Raw genomic sequence first — 24,890 nt, 5'->3', positions numbered from 1 at the left:
CATAAATACTGCCAAGCAGCCTTTTTACTTTATACATTTATAGATAGCAGTATTTGTAGTCTTTTTATTAGTAATATCAAGAGAGTCATAAGGATGACTCTCCGAATACATAACCTTATTTCTTCATCGCTTCTTTTAAAAGCGCCGCCCCTGCCAGCCCAACTAACGGCAATGCATCAATAGAGCCACCGCGCCTATCACCTCTATCATCGTTCCCATCTGTTGCATAAGCCCAAAACTCATCACGAGCAGCCTCATGTTCAGATGTTATACACGAGTATGCATCTAATTGATGAACTTCACTTAACACGTCAAGATCTGGCTCTTCAATGGATGATATGTAATGTTGCTGAAGAAACTCTTCATTCTTATTTTTAGGAGGTACCCAAGTAAAGCCCAAAATTAAACAACCTATCGCCTGATGAAAATAGGCACTATGAGTCCAAGCTGTCATCGTTGAAAGTCGACGAGGAAAAAATGCGACTTTATGTTCTTGTTGGAATTGAGCCTCATAACTATCCCATAACTCATAATCTTTATCATGAATATCATACAGCGTTAAATGTGAAGGGAGACTCTGAGACTTTATAATCGCATAGGATATTGGAAATTCTTCATCTTCAATACTCTCTATCGTGACATTTTTTGTTTCAACCCCTGATGCTGGATAAGCAATAACATCTGTTTTATTTACTCTCTGACCATCATTATTAATAGGCCCCTTACCATCAGGATAATAAACGTTTAAGTTTACTGGGCGCCCATCGAAGTAATCAAGATACAGTGAAGTGAAAGATAGCGTTGGCTGTCTATATACTCCTCCTATCACCCCTCCTCCACCATGGGCAACCTCATTACACTCTTGATCCCAATCATCCGCAGTGCCGTAAGCTGGAGAGTAAATGTCATTAAATTTACTTGAGTCCAATACAAATGATCTTGGATTAACATCAATATCCATTTGCTCAAACATTTGTATAAAGTCATCGCAATATTTTACAGCGATAGTGCTGGACGAAAAAAATAATAATTGTAAGTATCAGTACGATGTTGCCCTACAGGAGGACGGTCTTTTTCCAATACCTCTCTTTGGTTTTTAATCGTCTGTTTTAAGTAATCAGAATATTGCTTTTTATATTCTTTCATTTCTGATTTTAACGAGTCATACATATGTTTAGATAAATTGTCTTTGTGATGCAGTAAAACATCCCTTAAAAAAGTCATATGTAACGAAGCGAAAACACCAAATAATGGACACAATATATATTCATAGCCTTTTTGTTGAAACTCTGGGCCCTCTCTTATGAAGTCATCATTTAACGTAACAATAAGAGACGTTATCTCCTCAGGAGAAGCGCCTTTGACAAGAGTTAAATATTTTTTTAGAGAGAGATTCATGCCTGCTACTATTGTACTTACTCTTGAAAAAACCTCATCGTCTAATTTTTCATCAATCAGTTCTTCTACTTTGTCTTTTATTTTTCCCCAAACATCTTCTTTCGGTGACGGCCACAATAAACGCACGAGAAATGACACAACACCGCCAACTTCAGGAATAAAATTCAAAGCAAAACCCAGTGAACTTTTAAAGATTTCAATCACATCTGAACCTGAAAAGTCAGGGTAATTAATAGTGTAACCTTTATCACTACTTAACTCGTTATTACCGCCTAAACTACGAGCCATGCTATTGCCTGATAACAGAGACATCGCAACTAATGCTGATATTTTTTTTAACGCTAATCTTCTATCATTCATAAATACATCTTAATAATAAATACTATGCCTGATAACTCTGTGGCTAATTGCAATTACTCGTACCTTAAGCCATGAAGTCATAAATACTCGCAACATTCTGCCATTGATAATACCCCGTCAGAAAATTGCAATGTTAACGTTCGGTAAAAAACCATAAAGAAGTAATAAAAAATAAGAACCCAATATTACTAGGTTGTTGCGGTTTATATCAAAAGCAACATTCTAATAACTCTTTTATTACGTGTGGGAATAAGAAATGAGTCACTTAGCGGTTAATAGATTTATAAACAACGAGTTTACTGAATAATAAACTCATTTATGGGCAAGAACGTGTTTAAGGTTTGTTTGTTTATTTAGAGTGGTAAGTAAGGCACATGGGATACTCGACTTTTCAGTATCACTTCCATCATATTTTCAATATTTATCTTGAATAAGACTATCTAATACTTCGAATAAGAATGATTGTAGATAGATAGCCTTATTTTTAGATTGAATTATATCTAATCCAATTGTGAGTTCGAACTATTTATTAACATTGATATTTGAGGAACTACAGCTAATAACGATTCATGAAGCTTTTTCCCTGCTTCTCCTAAGTTTTCAACTAGGCCGTTGTAGGTATGATACCCTGTTACATTATCTTCTACTGAGTAGAAGCTTTTAACACCATAAAACTCTTTCGTTCTGCCATTGTAAATTGCAACATTTACACTGACTATCCGGGCATATGCATTAAGGGCACTTCCTGCATTATATATAGCTACAGGGCTAACCTGTATAACAAGGTCAGCATCAACACTTTCAAGTTCATTTGGATACCTCTGCCTAAATAATTTCCCTTGCGAGTCTAAAGCAGACCATCGCAAGTAAGGTACAGAGTGAACTTGATCTTTCAATAAAGAAACATCAATTCCTTTTTCTTTTAAAGAGCTTGAGAGTTCGTTAAGAAAATCTCTTCTTAAGTTTATCTTAGGGTTTGTACTAGAATATATTTCATTAAAATTAGATGCTCTTTCATTTGTTTTTTTACCTATCTCATTTATAATTCCCGCAGTTAAACTAGCAGCAACCGCTGTTATTCCAGAGTCTATTGCATTCGAGTTATTATTTTCAATTACTATTACACTTGAGTTATTTTCTATTACTGTTTGATTTGGTAGAAAGGTAGCATTGGTTTTCTTTTCTTGAGTTATTATCGGTTCGACTTCTTTACCAAGATCAAAATACATAGATTGTTTATCTGTAAAGTGTTGTTGATCCATAGATAGCATAAACTCTCCGACTAATGCATGTGTTCGCATTTCCAGAAAGTCAACAATCGCAACACTCTTAATATTATTTAAATTTTCTTTACTAAGTGGAGCGACAGGGAGCGTAGTGCAACCAGAAACCAAAAGTATCACTAATATAAAAGCTATTTTGTACATACGACTTCCTTGTATTAAAGCTATTATTAAAATAAAATTTCTTATTAAAAATTACAATATATAACCCACGTTTAATTTAGATATAAAACCACTGATATAATCTTAATATTTTTAGATGTAATTATGTAATCTAATTACATTATAGTTATACACTTCATTGAATTTAATTGATTAATTTTTCATTCACAATAAAAACCCCTCAAAAATGAATATGTAAAAGTATTATTTTGAACTACTTCTCAATATTTTTGTATACTGAAAAAATTTAATAAATAGTCATTATAATGATATTAAGCTATTATTCTTTTTTAAAGAATCCTATAAAGAAATATAAATTATGGAAATAACGAATACATTAATAGAGATTTTTTAGTTATATTCCTATATAAAATAAATCTCTCTCATATTATTCCAAATAAAGTCTCAACCCATGATTTTCACCATTGGGTTACGTTTTTGTTCTAATTTTTTGATGTTGCTGGTCTTTAGCTTATAGCAGATATCATTGTTTTCTAGCCCAATATATTGATCATCGCATGTGTGACACCTACAGCCACAAATTAAAATACTTTGCGTATTGTTCTCGCACGAACATGCATATCAATTCTATAGCTAAATCCTATCACTCGTACTCTCCCCCAGAGAGTGGTAAAATCCTCGCCCCATTTTGCGATAGATTAAGCCATGTACGATTCCCTTTTTACTCCATTTCGCTCATCGATTGAGGCTATCGCCTTACCTGAACGTTTTACTTATCCTTTTTGTTATAAGCCACATCCACTTAGCGTGCTAGCTGCAAAAGAGTTGCAACAACACCTTAAAACACAAACCGAATGGCAACACGATTTTGGTTTAGATGGTTTAAATGAAGACAGCGATAATCACGCCATTGGCAACATATTCGGTGTGTTAGTGGTACAAAACGAGCAAGGTGACATCGGCTATCTATCGGCATTTTCAGGCACTATCGCAGGGCAAACACAGTTACCCCAATTTGTGCCGCCTGTGTTTGATGCGCTTAACACCGATCCTGAGATCCAAGCGATTAAACACACGCTTACAGTACTAGAATCTGACATTGAATCTATTGCGTCTTCGCCTCAGTTCATTGCGCTGCAACAGCAATATACTCAAGCGAAAACGCAAGCTGAGCAAGAATCTGAAGCCTTTCGTTTACAGATGATTGAACAGCGCAAGCAGCGTAAATTGCAACGCAAAGCTGCCGAGCAAAGTGATGATGAAAACGTTAAAACAGAAGTGTTTCATCGCCTAGCCCGTGAAAGCGCTTACGATAAACATCAGCAAAAAGCCTTGCGCCAACAGTGGCAACAAACGCTGCAATCACTAAGCGAACAGCTTGAAGCAGATACCACTGCGCTTGCTGAACTAAAAGCCAAGCAAGATAAATTAGCAACACAATTAGAACAAAGTATTCATCGCCAATACCGCTTTTTGAACCAATTTGAGGAATATAAAGATCTCAATCAGTTGTTTGATGAGCCATTACAAGGGGCGGGCGATTGCGCTATCGTCAAACTGCTTCAGTATGCGTTTAACCACCAATTAACACCGTTAGCAATGGCAAATTTCTGGTGGGGTAAGTCCCCCGCGCCACAAATGCTAAAACATGCTTACTTTTATGAAGCCTCAAAAAACAAATGTGAGCCTATTTTAGCCCATATGTTGTCTGGCATTGAGATAGACGAGAACCCACTAGAGCAAAACCCAGCCGAAGGCAAAGAGCTAAGTATTGTTTATCAAGACGATGCGATGGTGATTGTTAATAAACCTGCAGAGTTCTTATCTGTACCCGGTAAAACCATTACCGATTCAGTATATAGCCGAATGCAAGCCATGTTCCCAGATAGCGATAGCCCGTTGATTGTCCATCGTTTAGATATGTCGACCTCTGGCTTAATGGTCATTGCCTTAACCAAAGATGCTCACAAAGCACTGCAAAAACAGTTTATAGAGCGCACTGTCGAAAAACGTTACGTTGCCCTATTAGAAGGTAACAGTGACAGTGATAGCGGGCTGATTGATTTTCCAATCCGGGTGGATTTAGACGATCGCCCTCGTCAAATCGTGTGTTACCAATACGGCAAGCCTGCACAAACCACATGGAACGTGCTTGAGCGTAAAAACGGCAGAACCAAGGTCTATTACTACCCAAAAACAGGTCGTACACACCAGCTTCGTGTCCATTCCGCCCATGTTAAAGGGATGAACATGCCTATTGTCGGTGATGATTTATACGGGCAAAAAGGCGATCGTTTATGCTTACATGCTCAATACTTGGCATTCAACCATCCGATAACTAACGAGCGCGTGGTGTTTGAAGTTGCTGAAGATTTTTAAAGCCTAAATAACACCGCTAAACGACAATGGCTGACGCATTTTTCGTTATGTATCAGCCTACTTTCTTTCTTGATGAGCCCATGTGTTGGCGTGTGCGCCTACAACGTTCAGAGCAATACTTCACTTCATCCCAACATTGTTGCCACTTCTTGCGCCAAGTAAACGGCCGTTGACAAACCGCACACACCTTAGCGGGTAAATTGGATTTTTTGTGCATCACTTGTTCTTATTTAATAAACACAGTGCTAGTACGTTTAAAACCCTTTATTGGCTGTTATTTCCTATAAAAATCATCCTTTCACTTCTTGATGCAACCAATCACGAAACACTTGTACTTTAGCCATCAAGGTACAACGATTTTTGTCAAATTATGGCAAATGCGCGAAACCGAAAAAGACACACTGCATGTTGATACCAACGATCTTACTAATTGGAAAGTGATTGAGGGGCGTGAAACATGCCCGTTATTTCGCAACCCATTTGAATCGGTCCGTTTACAGACAGTCGCTGCGGTTAATGTTGTGTGTGATTTATCACTCGATGCCACAGAGATTTTAGTGGTTATTGGCTCAGTCAAACGTGACGGGATCAATCAAACTTTGTTAATAAAATTGCGTAATGATGTATTACGCTTTTTTAACGAATTTTGCAGTAACCATCATGTCACCAGCACCATCAAGTTTACAGTCTAGTTGGTGGTCTTTACCTTCAGCAATACGTTTAATAACCGCTTTCGTTCCAATTTTTAGCACCAGTGAACTGCCTTTGACTTTCAGATCTTTAATTAGCGTGACCTTATCGCCCTCTTGCAATAATGTGCCGTTAACATCTTTCACTACTATGGTTTCTTCCTCTGCAACTTCAGCAGGGTTCCATTCATAGGCACATTCAGGACACACTAGGTTCGCTTGATCTTGATACACATATTCAGATTGGCAGTTTGGGCACGGCGGTAAAGACATAATCACAACTTCTTTAATCAATTAACAATAATACGCATTATGTTAATAGTTATAGCTAGCTAATACGAGTTTAATAACCCGTAATATCAAGTAAGTTAAAATAGCGACTAACATTGATTGTTACGGGTAACTTCAACACTCACTTTAATCATCGTTAGATTTATTACTGATCCCACGCTTTTAGGATAATACGCTCATCACCATCACGACGCACCCAGCCATCTTTTTCCATTCTATTTGCTAACGGGATTGAGTATTTTCGGCTTAATTCTGTCCGATCTTTAATATCTCCCATCGATATGCGATCTTGGGGTTGATGTTCAGCTATCACGGCTTTAACTAAATCAAGATATAAACCCATATCGAAGTAAATGGTGTCATCCAAAGCGGTAATATATTTTTGATGGCTGAGCTGTCTAAGCCACTTTTTACCACCAGCAACCGTTACTTTATTCAGTTCTAGTCCTGCTTTACCTAGCTCGCGTATTTGTTGCAGAATCTCTTGTGCCACAGGAGGTAATTCATCTTCGTTATCACCTTGCCCTAAGCACCATTTACCATAACTAACATGTACTTTTTCTTGCAGCTTTAATTGCTGCATTAAGATATCAATCACTACTTCATTAATACGTAGACGTGTTGCTATTTCGGCAGATGACATTGAGATCCCATCAGACAGTAACGTCTGAATTTGCATAACATTGTCAGCTAACCAGCTATCTTCAAAACAATAAGGCGTTAAATAAGTTTGTCCTTGTGCCGATTCAAAACCTGCTTCGGTCGTTTCAAAGTAACCTTGTAGAGCGAGTAACATCTCACGTTGTGATTCAGGCTTTAAAAGTACCGGTAAATTATCTAATGCTTGGTATAAACGGCGTTTTTGATAACCCATAACAGGTGTTGACCACACAATTTCAGCACCGTGTTGTAGCCCACAGCCACCTTTTTGGATCATTGCTAATCGTTGTCCAAAAATCATTGGGATGGGCTTTTCAAAGGTTAGTCGTGCTAATTGAGTATTCGGAATATAACTTAACAATGCTGAGCCATGCCAAGTCCCCATAGCAACTTCAACATGGCGTTGTTTACGTTGCTTGAGTTTGTCTGACGTCTTATTGATACGAACGATGCACTGACTATGTAATGGTGGGGTTATTGTCGCAGATGTTAATAAGTGCCCTCGCCCTACTTCTTTACGGCTGATCCCTTTAACATTCACAGCGACACGGCAGGTGGCAGATAATTGCTGATGTTGTTGATGATAAGCTTGCAGAGAACGAACTGTCCCCATGATGTTACTAGGAAAGCAGCGAACCTTATCGCCAATACTCAATGTTCCCTGTGCCAATGTACCTGTAAGTACGGTACCCATGCCATTTACGACAAAAGAGCGATCGATATACATTATTGGGGCTACGACCTGATCATCTGCAATATCCGTCGATGCTTTACGATCAATATTAGCTTTAACCGCCTCAATCAGTCGATCACGTAACGCCGGAATGTTGTCATTTTTTAAGGCTGATACACTGATAATTTCAGGTAATAAGCCCGTCATCTCCATCACATTGTCTAACGCTTGATCTTCTACCGCACTGAGTTGCTCTGCCGTGACTTTATCGCGCTTGTTAATACACACGACGATATCTTCTATTCCCATCGCATGTGCAACTTGTAAGTGTGAGGTGGTCATCGGCATCCACCCTTCATCTGCCGCTATAACCAGCAATAGCACGTTAAGGTGCCATACACCTGATACCATATTACGTAGATAACGTTCATGTCCCGGGACATCCACAACCCCAATGGTATTATTGTTATCATCTTTAAAATAGGCAAAACCCAAATCTTGTGTCATACCTAATTGTTGTTCATGTGGACGCGCAGTGACGATACCTGTGAGTGCTTCAATTAAAGCGGTTTTACCGTGATCAACATGACCTGCCAAACCGATAACGGCTTGATATTTTTCTACATTATGAGGCTGTGAGACCATTACTACGACCTAATTGAAGTGAATAATATTTGTATTGAGATAAGATATTAATTGTTGCGTATGTTGAGACATGAATACGCAGCTATTACTTTATAAACGTTTATCATCAAATTCTTAAGGTGATAGTAATAAACTTTCGGATATTAGTAATTGACTAGTATCAATTTGTATAACAAACAAATATTAGGCCTGTTTTTTAATGAAGTGTTTTTGCTTTTATCTGTATGATATTTATTCATACTCTTTATTATTTTCTATTAACAAGCAATAAAAAGCCCTGCTGATTGCAGGGCTTCGTTATATTTTTAAATTTCTATCTGATCACGTTATTGTCTTTCATATTCGTGATTAATATATCCGTTAATTCATCAATGATATTATTCATGTTACTTGGATCAACAGATTCTGATGATGTTGACCAAATCGGGATATGACTTTGCGTATCAAATAAGGTGAACTCAACGTTTACAAATTCGTAAGAAACAGAGTAACTATCATCGTAAATATAACTATAAGACGTATTGTAGTAGCTGTTAAAACTAATACCTCGGTTATAGCCATAACCGGTATTACCCGGATATCTCACTTCTTTATCTTCAATATTTATCAATTTTGCGACAAAAACGGTTTGGGTATTATGTTTTTTCACATAAGCCGCAATATCACCTTTAGACGGTAATTCATTAGGAAAAATTTGCGAACTCGGGATCGCATCCACCCCATGAGCTTGTAATTGTTTGACCATATCATCTTCAAAGATCCGTCTTACACGTAAGTTGTCAGACATAGCAACAACCATCGTGCTTTTTATTGGAAACTTTGTATATGACGAGTCCACCCAAGATGACGTAATATTACTTGACGCACACGCTGTTAATAGACTGCTTAATAATAAAATAAATAGATAACGCATAATACATCCCTTCACTTATGTTCTAAAATTAAAAATAGTACAGGGAAAGGAGAAATCAATAATGAGGAAGTGTATCGTCATTATTTTATTATTAATGAGTTGCAGCTCTGATAATGATTTAAAAAACAATGAAATTGCAAATAAAGAAAAAAACTCTCAAAATGATAATAAAGATTTGCCTTTTGAAAAAGAAACAATAAATAATTTGTCATTTGGTAATAATAAAAAATTTACAATTAAAGAGTTTATTTCCATCATTGAACATCCTATTTATAGCAGTCATGATAAACAAGAGGCTATCAATAAGTTAAAAGAGCTCGCCAATAGCGATTCTGATGCTGCATACTATTTAGGTCACCTGTATGAATTTGGAGAATGGGTTGAGTTATCTGAAGAAAAGGCGCGTTTTTACTATAAAATCTCCATTTCAAATGATAATCATACTTTCTCTCAATACTCTTTGGCATTAATGTTAATTGATGGCAGAGGAGGAGATGTTGACTTAAATTATGCAGAAGAGCTACTTCTACAAACAAATGCTAAAGGGCATGCTCCATCAACGTACACATTAGGTTACTTGTATTTTATTAAAAATAACTTTAAACGTTGCATTGAAATCTTCTCAGTTGATGACTTCGAAAGGAATGAATACAGTGACTACCTTCTTGCAATATCTTTGATTAATACTCGTTCTGAAATTGAAAGAGCCATTGATTTAATTGAAAGATCAGCCAAAAAAGGACATGGCTATTCACATTTTACATTAGGCGAAATTTATCAAAGTGGACTTTATAACAAGAAGAAAGACATCGCTAAAAGTCATAAACACTATCAAATGGCAGCAAAACAAAATATTCCTAATGCTCACTTTAAATCAATCACCCTAAGTATCGATAATCCTTTTCTAATTAAAAACAATGAATATGATTTAGTTAAAGCACTTGAGAAAGAGGATAATAAAGGCAATCCAGATGCTAGTTTTTATTTGGCTCGTATCTACGACCAAGGCACTATCATTCAACAAAATTATAAAAAAGCTTTATTTTGGTATATTAAATCAGCCAATTTAGGAAATAATACTGCTATGTATAACTTGGCAAGTATGTATGCAAATGGCGATGGTACAAGTGAATCCATTGAAAAAGCCCAATATTGGCTAAATAAAGCCGCCCGAAATGGTAATAAAAAAGCGATTGAAGTAATCAATAGTATTAACTAAGTACACACATAGTTAAAAATTATCAAAGACATAAGATGAAATAAAAAATCCATATTTAGAAAATATGGATTTTTTTATTCGCTTAATATTACGTTAGTTTTTAATCATCAACTCTTATAGCAAACTCCATTACCGCTCTTTCTCCGGGCGCGACGGTTCCTACATTACCAATTATCGCGCCAGTGCTTCCATCACTAATAATATTGATTGAACCTTTGTCTATATTAGGAATTCCCCCAACCACTTTAAACGTTGTAAAAGCTGGCGTCGCGTCAGTTAATACAACTTCGTGTGCATCTTCTATTGCAATATTCTCAGCAGTTAAGCGGTAAAGTATGCACTCACCGGGCGCAACAGAGAACGAATTTAATGAATAAGCACTTCCTGCATCAACTATACCATCGCAGCCGGCATCCTTAGCCTGCTCTTTGATAATTCGCATACTTATGTTGGCAACAGTTGTGGAGTCAACCATTAAAATATCCCCACAGCTTACTGTTGCCGAAATCGACGAGTTATTGACTGTGTTTAATGGGACATTTGAATCAACTGTGACTTTTAAGAAAATAGTGACTTCCGTTAAAGGGGCAAAGTCCACTGTGGAATCAATCTTAGTATCATTACCATCGAACTCACCGTTACCATTGCTATCTAAATATATCATTGATGTAAATCCGGGCTCTGAATCCAATAGAGAGAATGAAACGCCTGTGTATGATTCTGCTGTATTGTTATCAATAATATGTTTATAGGTGGTTGCTCGCCCTGGTTGGGTAACGCCAGATTGATTTGGTGTACCGATGACTAAACATTGGTCTCCTCCACCTCCTGGACCAACAATATTAATTAACTCAACGGAAACCGCAGTGAAAACGGTATCTTCAGCACCAGTAGAAGGGGAACTCACCTTAAAATAGAGGTTTTCAGTTGAGATACCTACCGTTTGGTCAATAGAAACTAGCGCTCTGATTTCAATGCTTTCATCAGGTAAGAGAAGAGGAATATTTGTTATTGGTGTGCCATTCGTGTCTGTATACACAACGGTAAAACCACTTGTTAATACCTTTGAAGAGAAAGGAATAACATTACTAAAATCTAATACATATGTATCTGCAACGGTCGAGGTATTGGTAATAAATATCGTAAACGTTGTGGATGTAGACGGGTTAGCTGTATTCGTAACGACAGCAGCCCCCTCGACACCGGCTCCATACCCACAGCCGTCATTCACATTATCACAGTTATTTTGTGTCGTTGATGATGTTTCAGAAGGATAATTTATTGTAATGTCGACAGTGCTTTGAGCAATCGTTGTTAATTGGTTACCCACTGTATCCGACTGAGAAGTATCACTCGAAGAAGTTGCTTGTAGTGCTACAAAATAGGGCCCACCACCAAATGAACCCGGTGGTAATGTCGCTGTAACGATAACTTTAGCACCACATTGGCTACCAGCCGCTGTAATCAAATAAGAAGGACAGGTTGAGCCAGCGGCAGGAATAACACCAGTATCGACTTTACTGTCACCGTCGTTATCGAGTAAAGGTACTACACCGTTACCGGCATAGATCATAAAACTTGTACCCGCAGGGAACGTGGATGAAGGTAAGAGTTCAAGATTAAATGTATCTTCATCATTACCTAAGTTCCAGATATAGTTTGTAAATGACACTCTAGAACCTTGCGCTGCACTAGCAACCGTCATTTGCTCAAAGTTAATATTATCGGTTGCATTACAACTCGTATCATTGGCACCACATCCTCCTGTATTCGCAACAACTGCATGAAGTGGTGTGATAGTAAATGGGACGGTATTGGTTTTATATTTATGTTGCTCGCTTGCTCCCACAATACCGTCATTGTCTTCATCGTAGCCAAACGTTACTTGGTTCGTTAATCTAGAGGCAACTAAGCCAGAATCTATCATTACCTCAAAACTTATCGTCGCCCTTTGATTTGAAGATAAGCCATCTAGAGTAAACGAAACTTTATCTTGCGAAAGACAAGATGGAGCACCTGCTATACATGATGTGAATGATAAATCACTATCCCCTTCGCTGACACTGCCACTAGATATATCACCAATTATGCCGCTGCTCAGGCTCCAAGTTACGTTCCCATTGAATCTCATTCCAACTGGAAGCTCATCACTTAGCATAATGCCGTTTGTCTGAGTCAATGACATATCGGTTAAACCGACATTACTATAAGACAATGTCACCACATATGGACCACTTGGAGAAGACCCCTCATTTTGATTCATAGATTTGGTCATTTCTATGATCGGTAAATTTGTTACTGTCACTGTATCTGTATTAATCGCAGAGCTCGCACCACCAGAAAGCACCGTTGTCGCGTTATTAGCAAATGACTGACTTGTTGCAGTAAAAGAAACGGTACCCGTATCTCCATTTGATGCACTCGGTGAAATAGCACCCAAAAGAACAACATGATAGCTTTCACCCGGCGCCAAAGGACCAATAGAAGATATTATTCCTAAGGACTCATCTTCTATACCATCATTATTTTCATCAGGATAAATAGCAATGCTCGTCATTGCTGTGCTAGAAAGAGACGTGGATAATGTAAAAGAATCTTCATCGTTACCCGTATTGGTAATAATGTGATTAAATCTTACTGTACCAGAGGGGGCAACAAACTTAGTCTGATCAGCGCTAACCGTTACAGAAACAACGGGCTGAACGAATGTTTCAACTATATTAGAAGCTGTTGAACGAGTAATGTTATTGCTGTCTTTATAGGTCGCACCTACTTGGTTTTTAATAATCGTACCAGACTCGGTCAATGCATAACTAAGAGGACTCACAAAAAGATAAAATATTACAATTAGACCAAAGAAGTACCTTATATAATGCATATGACGTCCTCTGTAAAAATTAGTCAGATTGTTTTACTTCATACATCATTTCAACTGGATTAGAATCAGTGCCAAGTAAAAGAATTTGAACACGCCGATTAACAAAATTGGCATCTCTATCATTCGTTTTCAGGTATTTGTTACTAACCCCTGATGAAGTTACTACTATTCGAGTTCTCATAACGCCACTATCAATTAGATATCTCGCCACCGATAAGGCTCTATTTTGTGATAATTTATTGTTGTAATTTTTACTGCCTTCAGGATCAGCAGATCCAATTAACGCAACTTTCAACTCAATATTACTAAGCAATGTTTGCGCCACTTTATCTAACTTTAACTTATCACCATAATCTAATTGAAAATCATCAAAATCAAAATTAATCACACTGGGCCATTCGTAGTAAACACTATATAAATCTGAATCTAATTGAGATAAATCACCATAGTCGACGAATATCTCTTCTTCCTTAACACAACCGCTTTGAATTAGGAGAAAAGAAGAAAGAACTGATAGAAATAATAACTTCTTCATTCAGGTATTACCTCATTATTCACTTAGCCAACCAAACAGACTCTCATCAAGAGCGAACATAATATCGAAATAAAATCCATCTAAGTTATAACCCTGAGGGTCTAAGTCACTATCAGCAAATCCCATAAAATTATATCCAACGCCAAGACGAATATTTCTATAAATTATATAATTTGCTCCTATACCAACTGAATAACGTCGACTATCAAACCAGTCAGTTCCTAATATTCCGCCATGAACATCGAAATCCCAACGTGTACTAAAGTTATAAATTAATCTCGCATCAAGTATGGTGGATACAGAGTTATAATAATCATCGTAATATGAAAAATCTTCTAATTTAACTCCCAACCTACCAGATAATATCCAATCATTTGACCACTCAAGATTTTGATGAGCAGAAAAGATATGGGCTTCTCTTTTGTTTTCATTATCCTCAACTTTCCATTCATAGGATGTTAGAAGGTGATAATTATTCTTTAATCTTGGTCTGTAAGCAGCAGCGATACTTAAATGGTTATCCCAAGTATTCTTTGTCTCTTTTTTATCTACGTATCGATACTCTTCCCTTACTAAACCGCTCCAATCCTGATTTAAGCGTGTGATCCACGCACCAAGGAAACCGTAATAGTTTTCCTGATCACCACGTCTAAATTCCATTCTCCCTGTTGTTTTAAAATTAGGGTTACGTATATCAGCTACCCCCAAAGAAACGGCAAAACCTGACTCTTTATCCCCTTTTAAAACCTCTACATACTCAACAGATGGGTCAACGCTGATACCTGGAATAACTTCAAACTGTCCACGGTAACCGTTAGCCAGTTCCATCATTTTTCCGTTGCTAACGCCACGTTGCCTAAATTCGTTAAATGTACTGCCTCCATGCAGCCAATCTATATCAATACCAGCTGTAAACTGACTTGTTGTTCCACTACCTAAATTATTAATACCCGTTAGTGAATCAATGTATTCATATTGACTATAAACGCTTGCCTGTTTGTGTAATTGCCAATCTGCTTTTATATTAAAACGCTGTTTGCTCTTATGACCGAAGCTTCGTTCATATTCAGAATCAATACGACCGGGCTTATTAAATAAATCAAATGTTCGACCTAATCCTAAAATAGCCGTTGTATAACTTTCCGTTTGTTCTTCTGTTTTATTTTTTATATATCGACTACCTAATGTCGTTGTCCACTTAGAACCCAAAATTTTTGAATCGATATTTACTGCCACAGACTGTTGATAATCTTTAGTCGATAATTTTTCTGAGTGGCTAGCATTAATATTTAAATTCATTAATCCAGATAATTTTTGTCTATGAAGTAATTTAAACTCCTGCCTTCCAGCTACTACTGGTGCTGCAGAATTAGAGAAATCATCATCTGCATATGAGTATTCTAATTCAGAGAAACTGCCAGGGCTCCAATCGCGTTTTAATTTTAATTTATAAGCCATTGCATTTGAGACTTTTTTAGTCTCATCGATTGATGATATTGAACCAAGCATTTCATCCTCAGACAGCCTATCGTGTGATAAGGATGCGACGGATGCTTTGATCTCAGTTTTATTATTTATATTATAATTTACCCAAATACCTCCTAAGTGATAACCAGTAGAATCACTGCTGTTATATTCATAACTAAAGCCCGAATCAAAGTATGAATTAAACTTATAAAACCCGCGCGTACCAGCGACTTCATACTTTTCCCCGTCACCATCTAAATCATAAGCAATACGAATTTTAACTGGATTAAAATCCTCATCAAACATCGGGATGACCCTATTGAATCTGATAGCACCTGTAAAATAATCAATTGTGTAATCAAAATAACGTTTGAGAGATGTCTCTTTTATTATAAGACCCGGGTTATCTCTACTGTAAGTAATAAGGGAAACAATGTCAGAGTGACGAACTAATCGACCATCAGTTAAGGTATAATCCATTGCTGTACCATTACCGGGTACTTCCTCGACCTTATGCAAATCTTCTGCTTGTGAGGCATATAATTGAAGGCGAACGGGACCTTTATCAAATACGCCACTAAAACCATTAAGTATTTGGCTTGTTCTGGCTAAATCATATTCATATACACCGTCAGATGTACTGAAGTCACCCCACATTGCATAACTGCGATCTCTTTCGAGTTTAACGAATAATTTTGAATCACTTCTTGCATCATAACCCCTGATACTTGCGTCACCGGGAGCAGGATAGTAACTATCAGGTGAAATTTCTCTTTGTAACGCTACATCTTCTTTTGCCGAGTCATAGCTTAATGTTAAGTGTAAATCTCCTTTAATATTACCTTTCATGAAAATAGCGGCTCTTTCATCGTCAGAATAATGTTGATTTTCAAAACCCTCTTTTTGTGAAGACGGTACTAAACCTGAAAATTTACCATATTTACCAGTATAACTAAGTATACCGTTAACAAATAAAGGTCGACTTGCTGCGACTTGATAAATATCTACAACATCTTCAAGCGCATTGAGCTCTGCTTTAACTTTTATTTTTCCTGATTCGTTACTACTACGCAGATAGATCGTTTTTACCCCATTAATTACTCGAACCTGATGACCATTAATAGACGCTTGGATATCTGGTTCTAACCAAGGCAATCCCATATCATTATTTAACGTTACAAAGTAAATACCCCGCGCTAAATTTCCAAACTCATCGGTTAATTTTAATGTTATTGGTATTGCAGATCGTCCACCATCAGCCTGTAATGATGTTTCATCTAAAATTAATTCTATATTTTTCGCTGATTTAGGGTGACGAAATTCCTTTTCTAACAATATCCTTTCATTACCAAAACTATCCATTGTTTTTATTTGGGCAAGGTTTGTTCCATCAGTAAGTTCTACCCCATACCAAGCTAATATTTGGGCCCTTTCCTTTTTATTGATAATACGTTCACCAAGTTGGGTGTCATCAACTAGATCACCATTAATGTATAAGCTAGGGTTAACATCACCTCTAATTACAACAATAAAACGACCATCATAACTATATTCGCCTTTTGGCCAATACCATGTACCTTCTTTTGCTTCAGACTGAGTAATCGTTTTTACTTCTTCCTGAGGTAGAGGTACTTTATCTTCTATAAGATTATCAATGTTTAATTTATCGTCATCTAAAATACGATCATATAATGTTTCTTTTGGTTTATTCTCAATATTATTTTCAATCAACTTTTGGCGTAAATTAATTAAATTTTCTTGATTGTGACTAAAACCAATTCTTACTCCAACAACATCATTAGAGACTGGATAAATATATGATTTCTTTTTTATATTACGTGGCAGTTTATTGATGAAATTTTCAGCTTCTATCTGATTGCCTTCAAATGTTTGCAGGGCATAACCTTTAAATGAAGACAATTTTGATACACTCTCGTTTTTATTATCACCCTTATTTTTAGGCCCACTGACAACACCAGATACTAAATCTGACGTGTTTACCTTTTTCGACGTTGTCTTTTTATTACCATTACTTTTTATTTGTTCTTCAAATAACCAGTCGCCATTAATATTTTCATTTCGCTTCTTAAGTTCCTCATAAATTTCTTCTTGATTATCTGTAGGGCATGGGCTAACAAAATCTGCCTTGTGCATTTCACCCCCCATGAGATCAATGAATTGAGAAAATGGTACTCCAGCATTTCTACTTCCATTTACTGATAGTTCAATATCATCTGGTAATGTTTCTCTATCAACTTTTAGTACGTGATTTCCGGGGTTAATACCAAACATTGAATACTGACCATTTTCATCTGTGATAACATAATCACCCGTTTCTAAATATATTTTTACTCCACCAATCGGCCAGATATCACTTTTCATTAACTTATTACATTTGGCATTAATAAATACACGACCAAAAATGATACCACTGTCGGACATCACGCCTGTTTGAGAAGGGATGATCTGATAATTATCGACATTTGATGTGATTAGTCCTCCACCAGCCATCGAAGAGGCTTCGGCATAGGCGTAATTAATTCCATCAGAATCAATCGCACCTGCAGATAACTGTAAGACGTAATCAAGCGTATATACACCATAAGTAGGCTCAAAGTTTACCCCTTTGAGCTCTCCAATAGAGAATGTGTAAGTGTCTTTATTTTCATTCGCTATTGGATCATCTATCTTAACCTCGTTTAAACGAGCACTGCCTTCTATATATTTAAATCCATAAGGAATCTTATCAATAATTTTAGCATTATAGAGTGAGCCGTCAGGTAAGGTATTATTTACTATTATTGTATATTTAACAAAGCTACCAACTTCAGCTGTTTTTTTATCTGCCGTTTTACTTAACGTTAATTTTCTATCGACAATTCCTGGATCAATCGGAATATCGAATTGATTTACTAATGTACGACCTCTAATTTCAAAGATACCTGAATCAGCAATATTTTCATTACCAAAAGGACCATAAGACTCAGGCTTAACATTAAAAATATTAAATGTATTAATATCTGTATAATTAGAAGGCCACGTAAATCCTGTAGGAGGATCCACAGAAATAAAATAATATTCATTATCGGACTTAGTTAATTTAGGATATAATGCAATACCATTTTCATTCGTCCTCACTGACGCAATAGGAGCCTTATAATTAACAACATTAGGCGCTCTTACTTTAGCATCAGGGGCGGAACCATTTGTTGTTTGATAAAAATGTACATCTACATTTTCTACAGGTTTAAATGTCGTTGTATCAAACACAGTGAACTCTGGGCTTATTTTAGCGGTGGTATCCAAAATAATTTTTGCCGAGCCACGACGCATAACATCTAAGTAAAGTACGTCATCCGTTTCTGATTTAATTTCACAATTTTCCGCCGTAGTCCCCTTAAGAAAATCTGCATTAAAATTAACCAATGCTGTTATTCCTGACACTAAGTCTGAGAGCGCCGAAAAACCAGAACCAGCTCCTGAAGGAACCACACTACTATTGACATCATCCAGGCAGTGATCTTGTTTAACACGAAGAAAATCTTCATCAATTAACGATGCGTGAAGCGGTATAATACTTCTAAATATGCCTGTATTTGCACCTGTTTCAGCAAACATCCAATGAAAAGAATCTTTACCTTTTTCAGTTCTTACCATGATCGGATAGTGAGAACTTTCTGGACCAATAATATCGATAACCGAACGATGCATATTGGCTTCTACTAATTCAATACGCGCACTAATTGCATCAAGCTTTACATGAAATTCTTCCGTTTCTTTAACAAAATAAAAATCGTTATCAATATAGTGATCATCATCAGAGTGTCTCACTAAAACATTTTGACTCGCTGCAAACAATTCAGGGTTAAACAATTGAAATCTAATCACTTGATTATTATCAGGGTCATTCGAAAATGAAGAGCTATCATCAAACAAGGTATTACAAACTTTACTGCTTTGAGTCACAATGTTTTCAGAATCAGAGATCTCAGCTTCTGCTCTAGAGTAAACTTGAAGAGGGCTCAAATCACCACGTGGTAAAATAGTATTCGCTTCTAGATAGTAGCTAAAGTGTCCCGACTGCCCAGGTTTAAGGTGATCTGGTGATACAAGAAAACCTATCTTTTCTACATTACCGTCACCATCCCAAGTACCGTAATCATGCCAGTCTAAGGTTTCATTTTCTTGTTCTAGTAAGAACGTATTATTAATCCCAACAACGACAAGTCCTCCATTAAACACGCCGTTTGAATTAGGCATAGTGAAATTAATAGGTGCATGATCTCTTAGTGGAGTCCCGTCATCATTAAGTTTATCTTGCTTTAACCGAACATTGGCGGGAAGTGTTACCGTAATTAATACACCGGTCACATATGATGAAAGTAATTGACCCGCTTCATTTTTGGTAAAAACGAGATAACCGTCAGAGGATACATCAGGTAATTTATTCCCAATACTATTATAATGAACGATATATTCCATATCGCCAAGTGGACCAACATGTTGAGAACAAATAGGATTATTATGAATAGTTAGATTAATTACTGAACCATCTACAACAACAACCTTTATATTACTAAACTCTGATTTATTATTATTACCAAGTGAAACAATATTACCACTTAAGTTATAAAAATCTCCTTCGACAGCATGACTTGGAATCGATATTACGTAAAGTAACGCTGTTATTTCATCAACACCAAGAATAGACGTTATATAATTGCCATCACTGTCTTTTTTTAATTCATTTTCGCCAGCATCAAGAATACCATTGCCATCAAAGTCATTATATATTTTAACTTCACCTGAATTAAATGAGTATATATCGCCATTATCTCCTGGAGAGTTAATTACATTAACCTTATAACTATCTTTTGTATTACTGGTATTTCTAATCGTAATAGGTATATTAATCGTTGTTCCTGCTGCTGCTAACCTTTGGCTATTTTCATCTTCAACATCACTAAAATCAGTTATTAATTCGAAATCATAAACACGCGCAACAGTAATTGTCGAAAAATTAGAAATAACCGAAATGTTTGTTCCAGATTCTGGATCAAAATATGTTATCTGCGATTGATGCGTGATTCTTGTCCCTGCAGGAGTAAGAGCAGAGACATAGAAACTATTGCAACATAGAATGAAGATAACTAATAACTTAAAAATAGTTACCACATAATAGGATGCCATTGCGATCTCCAAGGGAAAAAGAAAAGGGCTTATTAAACGAATTAGCAATACGCTTAATAAGCCCCCCTACAATTGTAGGGAGGACTTTATTAATGTGATTTAATCAACGGTTACTGAGAAGTGACTGATAACTTTATCACCAGGCTCAAGTGTTCCGATGGTGTAAGTAACACCAGAACCACTAACTCCTTGAGTTATGGTACCTGCTGTATGGCTTGTAGCATCAGGGTTACATAGAGGACCTAAGTTATCTGACGTTAATGAATATGTACCAGCACCAAATAACACAGGAGTAGTTATTGAGTTACGACATGACTTAAGCTCACCAACATTTGCACCTGTGAGATCGAGGAACGTGGTGTATTCGGTTAACTCGTCCGTTACAACTACATTAAGTGCATCATCTGTACCTTCATTCACTGCAACAAGCTTCCAAATAATACATTGACCAGGCTCGACAAGCGTAGAATGTCTTTGTTGGAATCCACCATCGCTATCTGGAATCGAGTCGCAATTTGCGTCAAGATCTACATATTTGTACAAGCGTAGCTGACCTGCAATAACTTCTGAGTTATCTTCAGCCTGTGCGGTAATAGTTGGAGCAGAAACGACGACAGCAGTAAGTGTTGTCTTATTCACAGTACCCGCAGTTGCATTAGTTGGGGCAAATACCGTATTCAATAGAGGAATACTTTCACCCGGTTCTAACTGGATATTTGGCTGTAAATCAGTACCGTCACTTGCGTCACATTGCACTTCAACAGCGATTGGAGCACCACCATCCATTGGCACAACATTAATGGTTCTATCACCTGTATCACACAAGTTACCAATCTCAATAGGTTGGCCCGTATCGTTATCTAATATAGTTAACGTATTATCAAAGCCATCTGCTGCTTTATCGTTAGCAGAATCTAATGTGATGTATTCTCTTGTGTTACCAGTGTTAGATAGGAAGTGTTCATATGCAATACCACCACCAGCTTCAATTTGGTTTGACAGTGTAGTAGGCGTGTAATCAATGCTCGCAATCGTACGAATATCAATTGCTTCTACTTTAATGTCTGTCGCACCAGAACCTGCTGAGGTTACTTGGATATAAATAATGTAATCATTATCGCCATCACTATTTGCATCTATTGCACTTGCTTGCTCACCAGCAGCAAACGGTAACGCGGAATCATTTGCTTGTGCACGAGCATAGATTGGATCCAGTGGAACGGTTATTTCTGCCGTTAATACTTGTGTGCCATTGGCTGGAATAGGAGGTGTGGTCGTAATGACAGTATTAGTACCAAGAACATCTACAGTACCATCTGAATCGGTATCGATACCTGCATCTTTAAACACAATAGTCCAGTTTGTTGGCATATCCGCAAGCCAAGCTGTACCAGCTACGTCATAACTACCGCCAGTGGTTAGTGTGAATGAATCAGGACTGCCTCCTTCGTTCGTAATATATACTGTCGTTGTCAACGTTTGACCAAGTTCTGCATCATTAAATACAGTGGCGATATCAGCAGGATCTAATGTGCCATCTGTTACATCGACAGGATCCACATTGGTTGTAGGATTTGGCGTAATTTGTTGGTTTGCCACATCAACCGTTGGTGGTGATACCGTAGTCAAACTTTCAGTTTTCGATGCTGAAATTGTTGGATCATTTGTAGACGTAATGGTTGTTGTTGCATTAAATGGTGCAGTTGAATTATGAGCATCTGGTGGTAAGCGAACAACAACACGTATTAGCATTTCATTACAGTTCAACGTTATTCCATCTTCAGTTCTTGCTGCATCGGCAAGTAAACCTGAATTTAAACACGTTGCGGATGGGACAGGTCCAGTATCAGGAATACTATTGCTGTTGTTATCGACTAACTGAGCAGTACCTGTTGCATTCCAATAACTAAACGTTGTGCCAGCAGGGAAACTGTTACCTGGGTCACCTGGTGCTGGTGTGGTAACATCGAACATATCAATTTTGTTACCGTTGTTCGCCACTTTGTTATAAAGGAAGAACTCGCTGCCAGTCGGTGCTGTCGTGATAGTTTGAGTATCATCAACAGTGTTATCGTCATCACCACCTAAACCACTTGTACTTGTTGTCCCCGTATCGGACACATCAACACCTGTGGTTGTTTCTGTGACGACTTCTGTTGGATTTGAAGTACTTGGTGGAGGACTTGTTGGATCAGCACACTCACCTGTATCTACTGTATCACCATCACCGTTTAAATCTGAACAGGCATATGCACTGTTTCGAACGACCACATCACCATCAACTATCGCTGGTGAATAAGCAACATAGAAGGTCATTGACACAGAGGTGAAAGAGGGTAATTCGGCATCGACAGCGTATAAACCCGGAATATTATCATCTATTGCATCACCATCAGAGTTGACATCAGTACCGCCTGCAATAAGGCTCTCACCACTTGCCTCTGTTGAACCATCTTGGTCTAAGTCGACGCCATGACTCGTTTCGTCAACAATATTTGCAGCATAAGTGGTCGTTGTATCACCATATGCAGCAAAGAGACCATCAGATATCGGGTTATATTGTGTCAATGTCGCTTGGCCTTGAATAATGGCAGTATTAGCTGGCTGACCATCAAAAATAGTCACATTATCAGCGTTTGTATTACCATTGTTCGCTACCGTTACAACATACTCAATTAACTCTACTGGATGGTCAGTGGTTGCATCATTATCCAGATCCAAGCCAAATGAACTTTCTGTATAACCTAGACCCGTTAAGTGAGTTGACGCCTTATTGATATCAATTACAGCATTATTAGTTACTGTAATTACATCGGCGTTAGTACCGTTAGCAGAGTCATTATTTGTACCTACATCAGTTACAGAATCTGTAACTGGAGTACTAACTGCACCCCCAGCATTATGCGCTTCAGCCGTTAAGGTAATCCCTAAGGTATCACTCATATTCGCTGTTGCAGGTACACCCACACCAACGATCAAGTTCATTGTTTCACCAGCGAGTAATGTAATGGTATCGCCGCTTGTGAATTCTGTTTCACCTGCATCTGGTGTACCATTTGTGTTAGCGTCATCAAACAGTTTTAATGTCACTGAATCTATGGTGTCGGTACGACCATCTCCTGCAGGTAAACCATCAGCAAAGGTCAATGTATAAACATCTTGACCATTACCGGTGTTAGTCACCACGTGAGGGATGTAAATGGTAGAACCTGGAGCTGCAGATACATCGTTATCTGTTTCGATTGTTGCACTATAGATTTGTTGTACCGTTACAACTGATTCGTTCGAAGAGGCTCTGTATGTATTACCAGCGGCATCTTCATACGTTACGGTTGCTAAGTTTTTAATATCAGTTCCGGCTGCCGTGGCTGCAAGGGCTTGACTAGACAAAGCACCTGCACCTACTGATATTAAACCCGCAGCAAACCACGTCATTATGGGTTTTAGTTGCGTATTCATGTAGTATTTACCTTTTAGGTGTTAATTGATCTTCGTATTACTTAGCTAATCCCTTGCATCCGCACGGGCCTCAACTTTGATTATTTAACCTCGATACGATAGGTGTATATCTGTTGCTCTGATGCTTTAATTGGACTTTCAGGAATCCAACGCACATCGGTATATTTCTCTGGTGGTATAATGACCTCCACTTTTTTACCATCTTTCATTATTTCGCGTTTAACGGGCTCAGTTTCGAAAGTGCTACCACCATCAATACTGACCAAGAATTTAGATGCAATAATGGTTTTACCGGTATTACCTACATATTGAGTATTTTCAGGGATTGGACCGGTAATAACTAAACCAGATAATGATTGATCACTATGATTTTTATAAACCAGTTGATATTCAACTGTATCTTTAGGTGAAACTTCATCAGCAGACTTTAATAACTCTTTACCATTTTTATCAACTTCTATTAAATAGGCATTCATTTGACTTGTTAGCGGTTGATTAGCAGAAGCAGAAAACGCAAGTGCTAAATTAAGTAAAAAAATTAATATTAAGTTTTTCATACTTACTCCATTTAAATATAAAAGACACAATGTCAGGAAAGCATCATGCTAATCGCATGCCAATAAATAAATCATTATTTTTCAGTTAATTAAATTAAAGTTAATATAATGGCTTCGCATATTGAGAATAATTACATTATTTTTATATATAAAATAACCTCCTGAAAAAAA

At 37.3% G+C, this 24,890-nt stretch carries 15 protein-coding genes; 3 read left to right on the top strand and 12 right to left on the bottom strand.

Translation table 11 applies throughout. The features are described 5' to 3' along the window. Nucleotides 1-115: 115 nt before the first annotated feature. The 3 genes from C9J41_RS22005 to C9J41_RS05980 all read right to left on the bottom strand — a co-directional run bounded on the left by C9J41_RS22005 (nucleotide 116) and on the right by C9J41_RS05980 (nucleotide 3,185). A complete protein-coding gene (locus C9J41_RS22005) occupies nucleotides 116-973 on the bottom strand; it encodes a hypothetical protein (RefSeq protein WP_233220389.1) in 858 nt (285 codons plus the stop codon). A gap of 23 nt (nucleotides 974-996) precedes the next feature. Further along, entirely contained in the window at nucleotides 997-1,758 is a 762-nt protein-coding gene (locus C9J41_RS22000; protein WP_233220388.1) for an insecticidal delta-endotoxin Cry8Ea1 family protein, read from the bottom strand. A gap of 500 nt (nucleotides 1,759-2,258) precedes the next feature. Continuing rightward, nucleotides 2,259-3,185 carry a hypothetical protein gene (locus C9J41_RS05980; RefSeq protein ID WP_107294337.1) on the bottom strand — a complete coding sequence of 309 codons (927 nt, stop codon included), beginning with the start codon at nucleotides 3,183-3,185 and terminating at the stop codon, nucleotides 2,259-2,261. A 684-nt stretch (nucleotides 3,186-3,869) separates the two neighbouring features. Here C9J41_RS05980 and C9J41_RS05975 point away from each other — a divergent pair. Further along, nucleotides 3,870-5,543, top strand: coding sequence for an RluA family pseudouridine synthase (locus tag C9J41_RS05975; RefSeq protein ID WP_107294336.1), 1,674 nt, complete (start codon nucleotides 3,870-3,872; stop codon nucleotides 5,541-5,543). 52 nt (nucleotides 5,544-5,595) lie between these two features. Here the strand turns inward: C9J41_RS05975 and C9J41_RS05970 are convergent, their stop codons facing one another. Next, nucleotides 5,596-5,760 (bottom strand): DUF2256 domain-containing protein, encoded by a 165-nt coding sequence (locus tag C9J41_RS05970; protein WP_107292557.1) that lies wholly within the window; start codon nucleotides 5,758-5,760, stop codon nucleotides 5,596-5,598. Between the two features lie 91 nt (nucleotides 5,761-5,851). On the opposite strand from C9J41_RS05970, the gene C9J41_RS05965 reads away from it, so the two are divergent. Further along, complete coding sequence (locus tag C9J41_RS05965; protein WP_233217715.1) at nucleotides 5,852-6,235, top strand: hypothetical protein; 384 nt, start codon at nucleotides 5,852-5,854, stop codon at nucleotides 6,233-6,235. Here the strand turns inward: C9J41_RS05965 and C9J41_RS05960 are convergent. From C9J41_RS05960 to C9J41_RS05950, 3 genes are all read right to left on the bottom strand, one after another. Next, on the bottom strand, nucleotides 6,170-6,505 hold the full coding sequence (locus tag C9J41_RS05960) for a zinc ribbon domain-containing protein YjdM (RefSeq protein ID WP_107206750.1): 336 nt from the start codon (nucleotides 6,503-6,505) through the stop codon (nucleotides 6,170-6,172). The genes C9J41_RS05965 and C9J41_RS05960 overlap by 66 nt on opposite strands. A 163-nt stretch (nucleotides 6,506-6,668) precedes the next feature. Then, nucleotides 6,669-8,501, bottom strand: a complete 1,833-nt coding sequence (gene selB, locus C9J41_RS05955; RefSeq protein ID WP_107287504.1) for a selenocysteine-specific translation elongation factor — start codon at nucleotides 8,499-8,501, stop codon at nucleotides 6,669-6,671. A 313-nt stretch (nucleotides 8,502-8,814) separates the two neighbouring features. Then, a complete protein-coding gene (locus C9J41_RS05950; protein ID WP_233218485.1) occupies nucleotides 8,815-9,288 on the bottom strand; it encodes a hypothetical protein in 474 nt (157 codons plus the stop codon). 187 nt (nucleotides 9,289-9,475) lie between these two features. On the opposite strand from C9J41_RS05950, the gene C9J41_RS05945 reads away from it, so the two are divergent. Beyond that, complete coding sequence (locus C9J41_RS05945) at nucleotides 9,476-10,633, top strand: tetratricopeptide repeat protein (RefSeq protein WP_107294335.1); 1,158 nt, start codon at nucleotides 9,476-9,478, stop codon at nucleotides 10,631-10,633. Between the two features lie 100 nt (nucleotides 10,634-10,733). Here C9J41_RS05945 and C9J41_RS05940 read toward each other — a convergent pair whose 3' ends face one another. The 5 genes from C9J41_RS05940 to C9J41_RS05920 all read right to left on the bottom strand — a co-directional run bounded on the left by C9J41_RS05940 (nucleotide 10,734) and on the right by C9J41_RS05920 (nucleotide 24,719). Beyond that, entirely contained in the window at nucleotides 10,734-13,511 is a 2,778-nt protein-coding gene (locus tag C9J41_RS05940) for a hypothetical protein (protein ID WP_107294334.1), read from the bottom strand. 19 nt (nucleotides 13,512-13,530) lie between these two features. Beyond that, a complete protein-coding gene (locus C9J41_RS05935; RefSeq protein ID WP_107206755.1) occupies nucleotides 13,531-14,046 on the bottom strand; it encodes an OmpA family protein in 516 nt (171 codons plus the stop codon). Nucleotides 14,047-14,061: 15 nt separating this feature from the next. Further along, a complete protein-coding gene (locus tag C9J41_RS05930; protein WP_107294333.1) occupies nucleotides 14,062-20,703 on the bottom strand; it encodes a DUF11 domain-containing protein in 6,642 nt (2,213 codons plus the stop codon). Nucleotides 20,704-20,802: 99 nt separating this feature from the next. Beyond that, nucleotides 20,803-24,162 (bottom strand): hypothetical protein, encoded by a 3,360-nt coding sequence (locus tag C9J41_RS05925; protein WP_233217690.1) that lies wholly within the window; start codon nucleotides 24,160-24,162, stop codon nucleotides 20,803-20,805. Between the two features lie 80 nt (nucleotides 24,163-24,242). Then, a complete protein-coding gene (locus C9J41_RS05920) occupies nucleotides 24,243-24,719 on the bottom strand; it encodes a hypothetical protein (protein WP_107206757.1) in 477 nt (158 codons plus the stop codon). Nucleotides 24,720-24,890: the final 171 nt, after the last annotated feature.

It is taken from the genome of Photobacterium sp. GB-50, from assembly GCF_003026755.1.
In the GTDB taxonomy this organism is placed as follows: domain Bacteria; phylum Pseudomonadota; class Gammaproteobacteria; order Enterobacterales; family Vibrionaceae; genus Photobacterium.
The sequence above is the reverse complement of the archived record's forward strand: the minus strand, read 5'-3'. Positions and strand labels throughout refer to the sequence as shown.

What these genes read in the sequence shown, in the direction of transcription:
- C9J41_RS22005 (WP_233220389.1), bottom strand. Translation starts at nt 973, where the DNA reads ATGTTTGAGCAAATGGATATTGATGTTAATCCAAGATCATTTGTATTG.
- C9J41_RS22000 (WP_233220388.1), bottom strand. Translation starts at nt 1,758, where the DNA reads ATGAATGATAGAAGATTAGCGTTAAAAAAAATATCAGCATTAGTTGCG.
- C9J41_RS05980 (WP_107294337.1), bottom strand. Translation starts at nt 3,185, where the DNA reads ATGTACAAAATAGCTTTTATATTAGTGATACTTTTGGTTTCTGGTTGC.
- C9J41_RS05975 (WP_107294336.1), top strand. Translation starts at nt 3,870, where the DNA reads ATGTACGATTCCCTTTTTACTCCATTTCGCTCATCGATTGAGGCTATC.
- C9J41_RS05970 (WP_107292557.1), bottom strand. Translation starts at nt 5,760, where the DNA reads ATGCACAAAAAATCCAATTTACCCGCTAAGGTGTGTGCGGTTTGTCAA.
- C9J41_RS05965 (WP_233217715.1), top strand. Translation starts at nt 5,852, where the DNA reads ATGCAACCAATCACGAAACACTTGTACTTTAGCCATCAAGGTACAACG.
- C9J41_RS05960 (WP_107206750.1), bottom strand. Translation starts at nt 6,505, where the DNA reads ATGTCTTTACCGCCGTGCCCAAACTGCCAATCTGAATATGTGTATCAA.
- selB (WP_107287504.1), bottom strand. Translation starts at nt 8,501, where the DNA reads ATGGTCTCACAGCCTCATAATGTAGAAAAATATCAAGCCGTTATCGGT.
- C9J41_RS05950 (WP_233218485.1), bottom strand. Translation starts at nt 9,288, where the DNA reads ATGTCTGACAACTTACGTGTAAGACGGATCTTTGAAGATGATATGGTC.
- C9J41_RS05945 (WP_107294335.1), top strand. Translation starts at nt 9,476, where the DNA reads ATGAGGAAGTGTATCGTCATTATTTTATTATTAATGAGTTGCAGCTCT.
- C9J41_RS05940 (WP_107294334.1), bottom strand. Translation starts at nt 13,511, where the DNA reads ATGCATTATATAAGGTACTTCTTTGGTCTAATTGTAATATTTTATCTT.
- C9J41_RS05935 (WP_107206755.1), bottom strand. Translation starts at nt 14,046, where the DNA reads ATGAAGAAGTTATTATTTCTATCAGTTCTTTCTTCTTTTCTCCTAATT.
- C9J41_RS05930 (WP_107294333.1), bottom strand. Translation starts at nt 20,703, where the DNA reads ATGGCATCCTATTATGTGGTAACTATTTTTAAGTTATTAGTTATCTTC.
- C9J41_RS05925 (WP_233217690.1), bottom strand. Translation starts at nt 24,162, where the DNA reads ATGAATACGCAACTAAAACCCATAATGACGTGGTTTGCTGCGGGTTTA.
- C9J41_RS05920 (WP_107206757.1), bottom strand. Translation starts at nt 24,719, where the DNA reads ATGAAAAACTTAATATTAATTTTTTTACTTAATTTAGCACTTGCGTTT.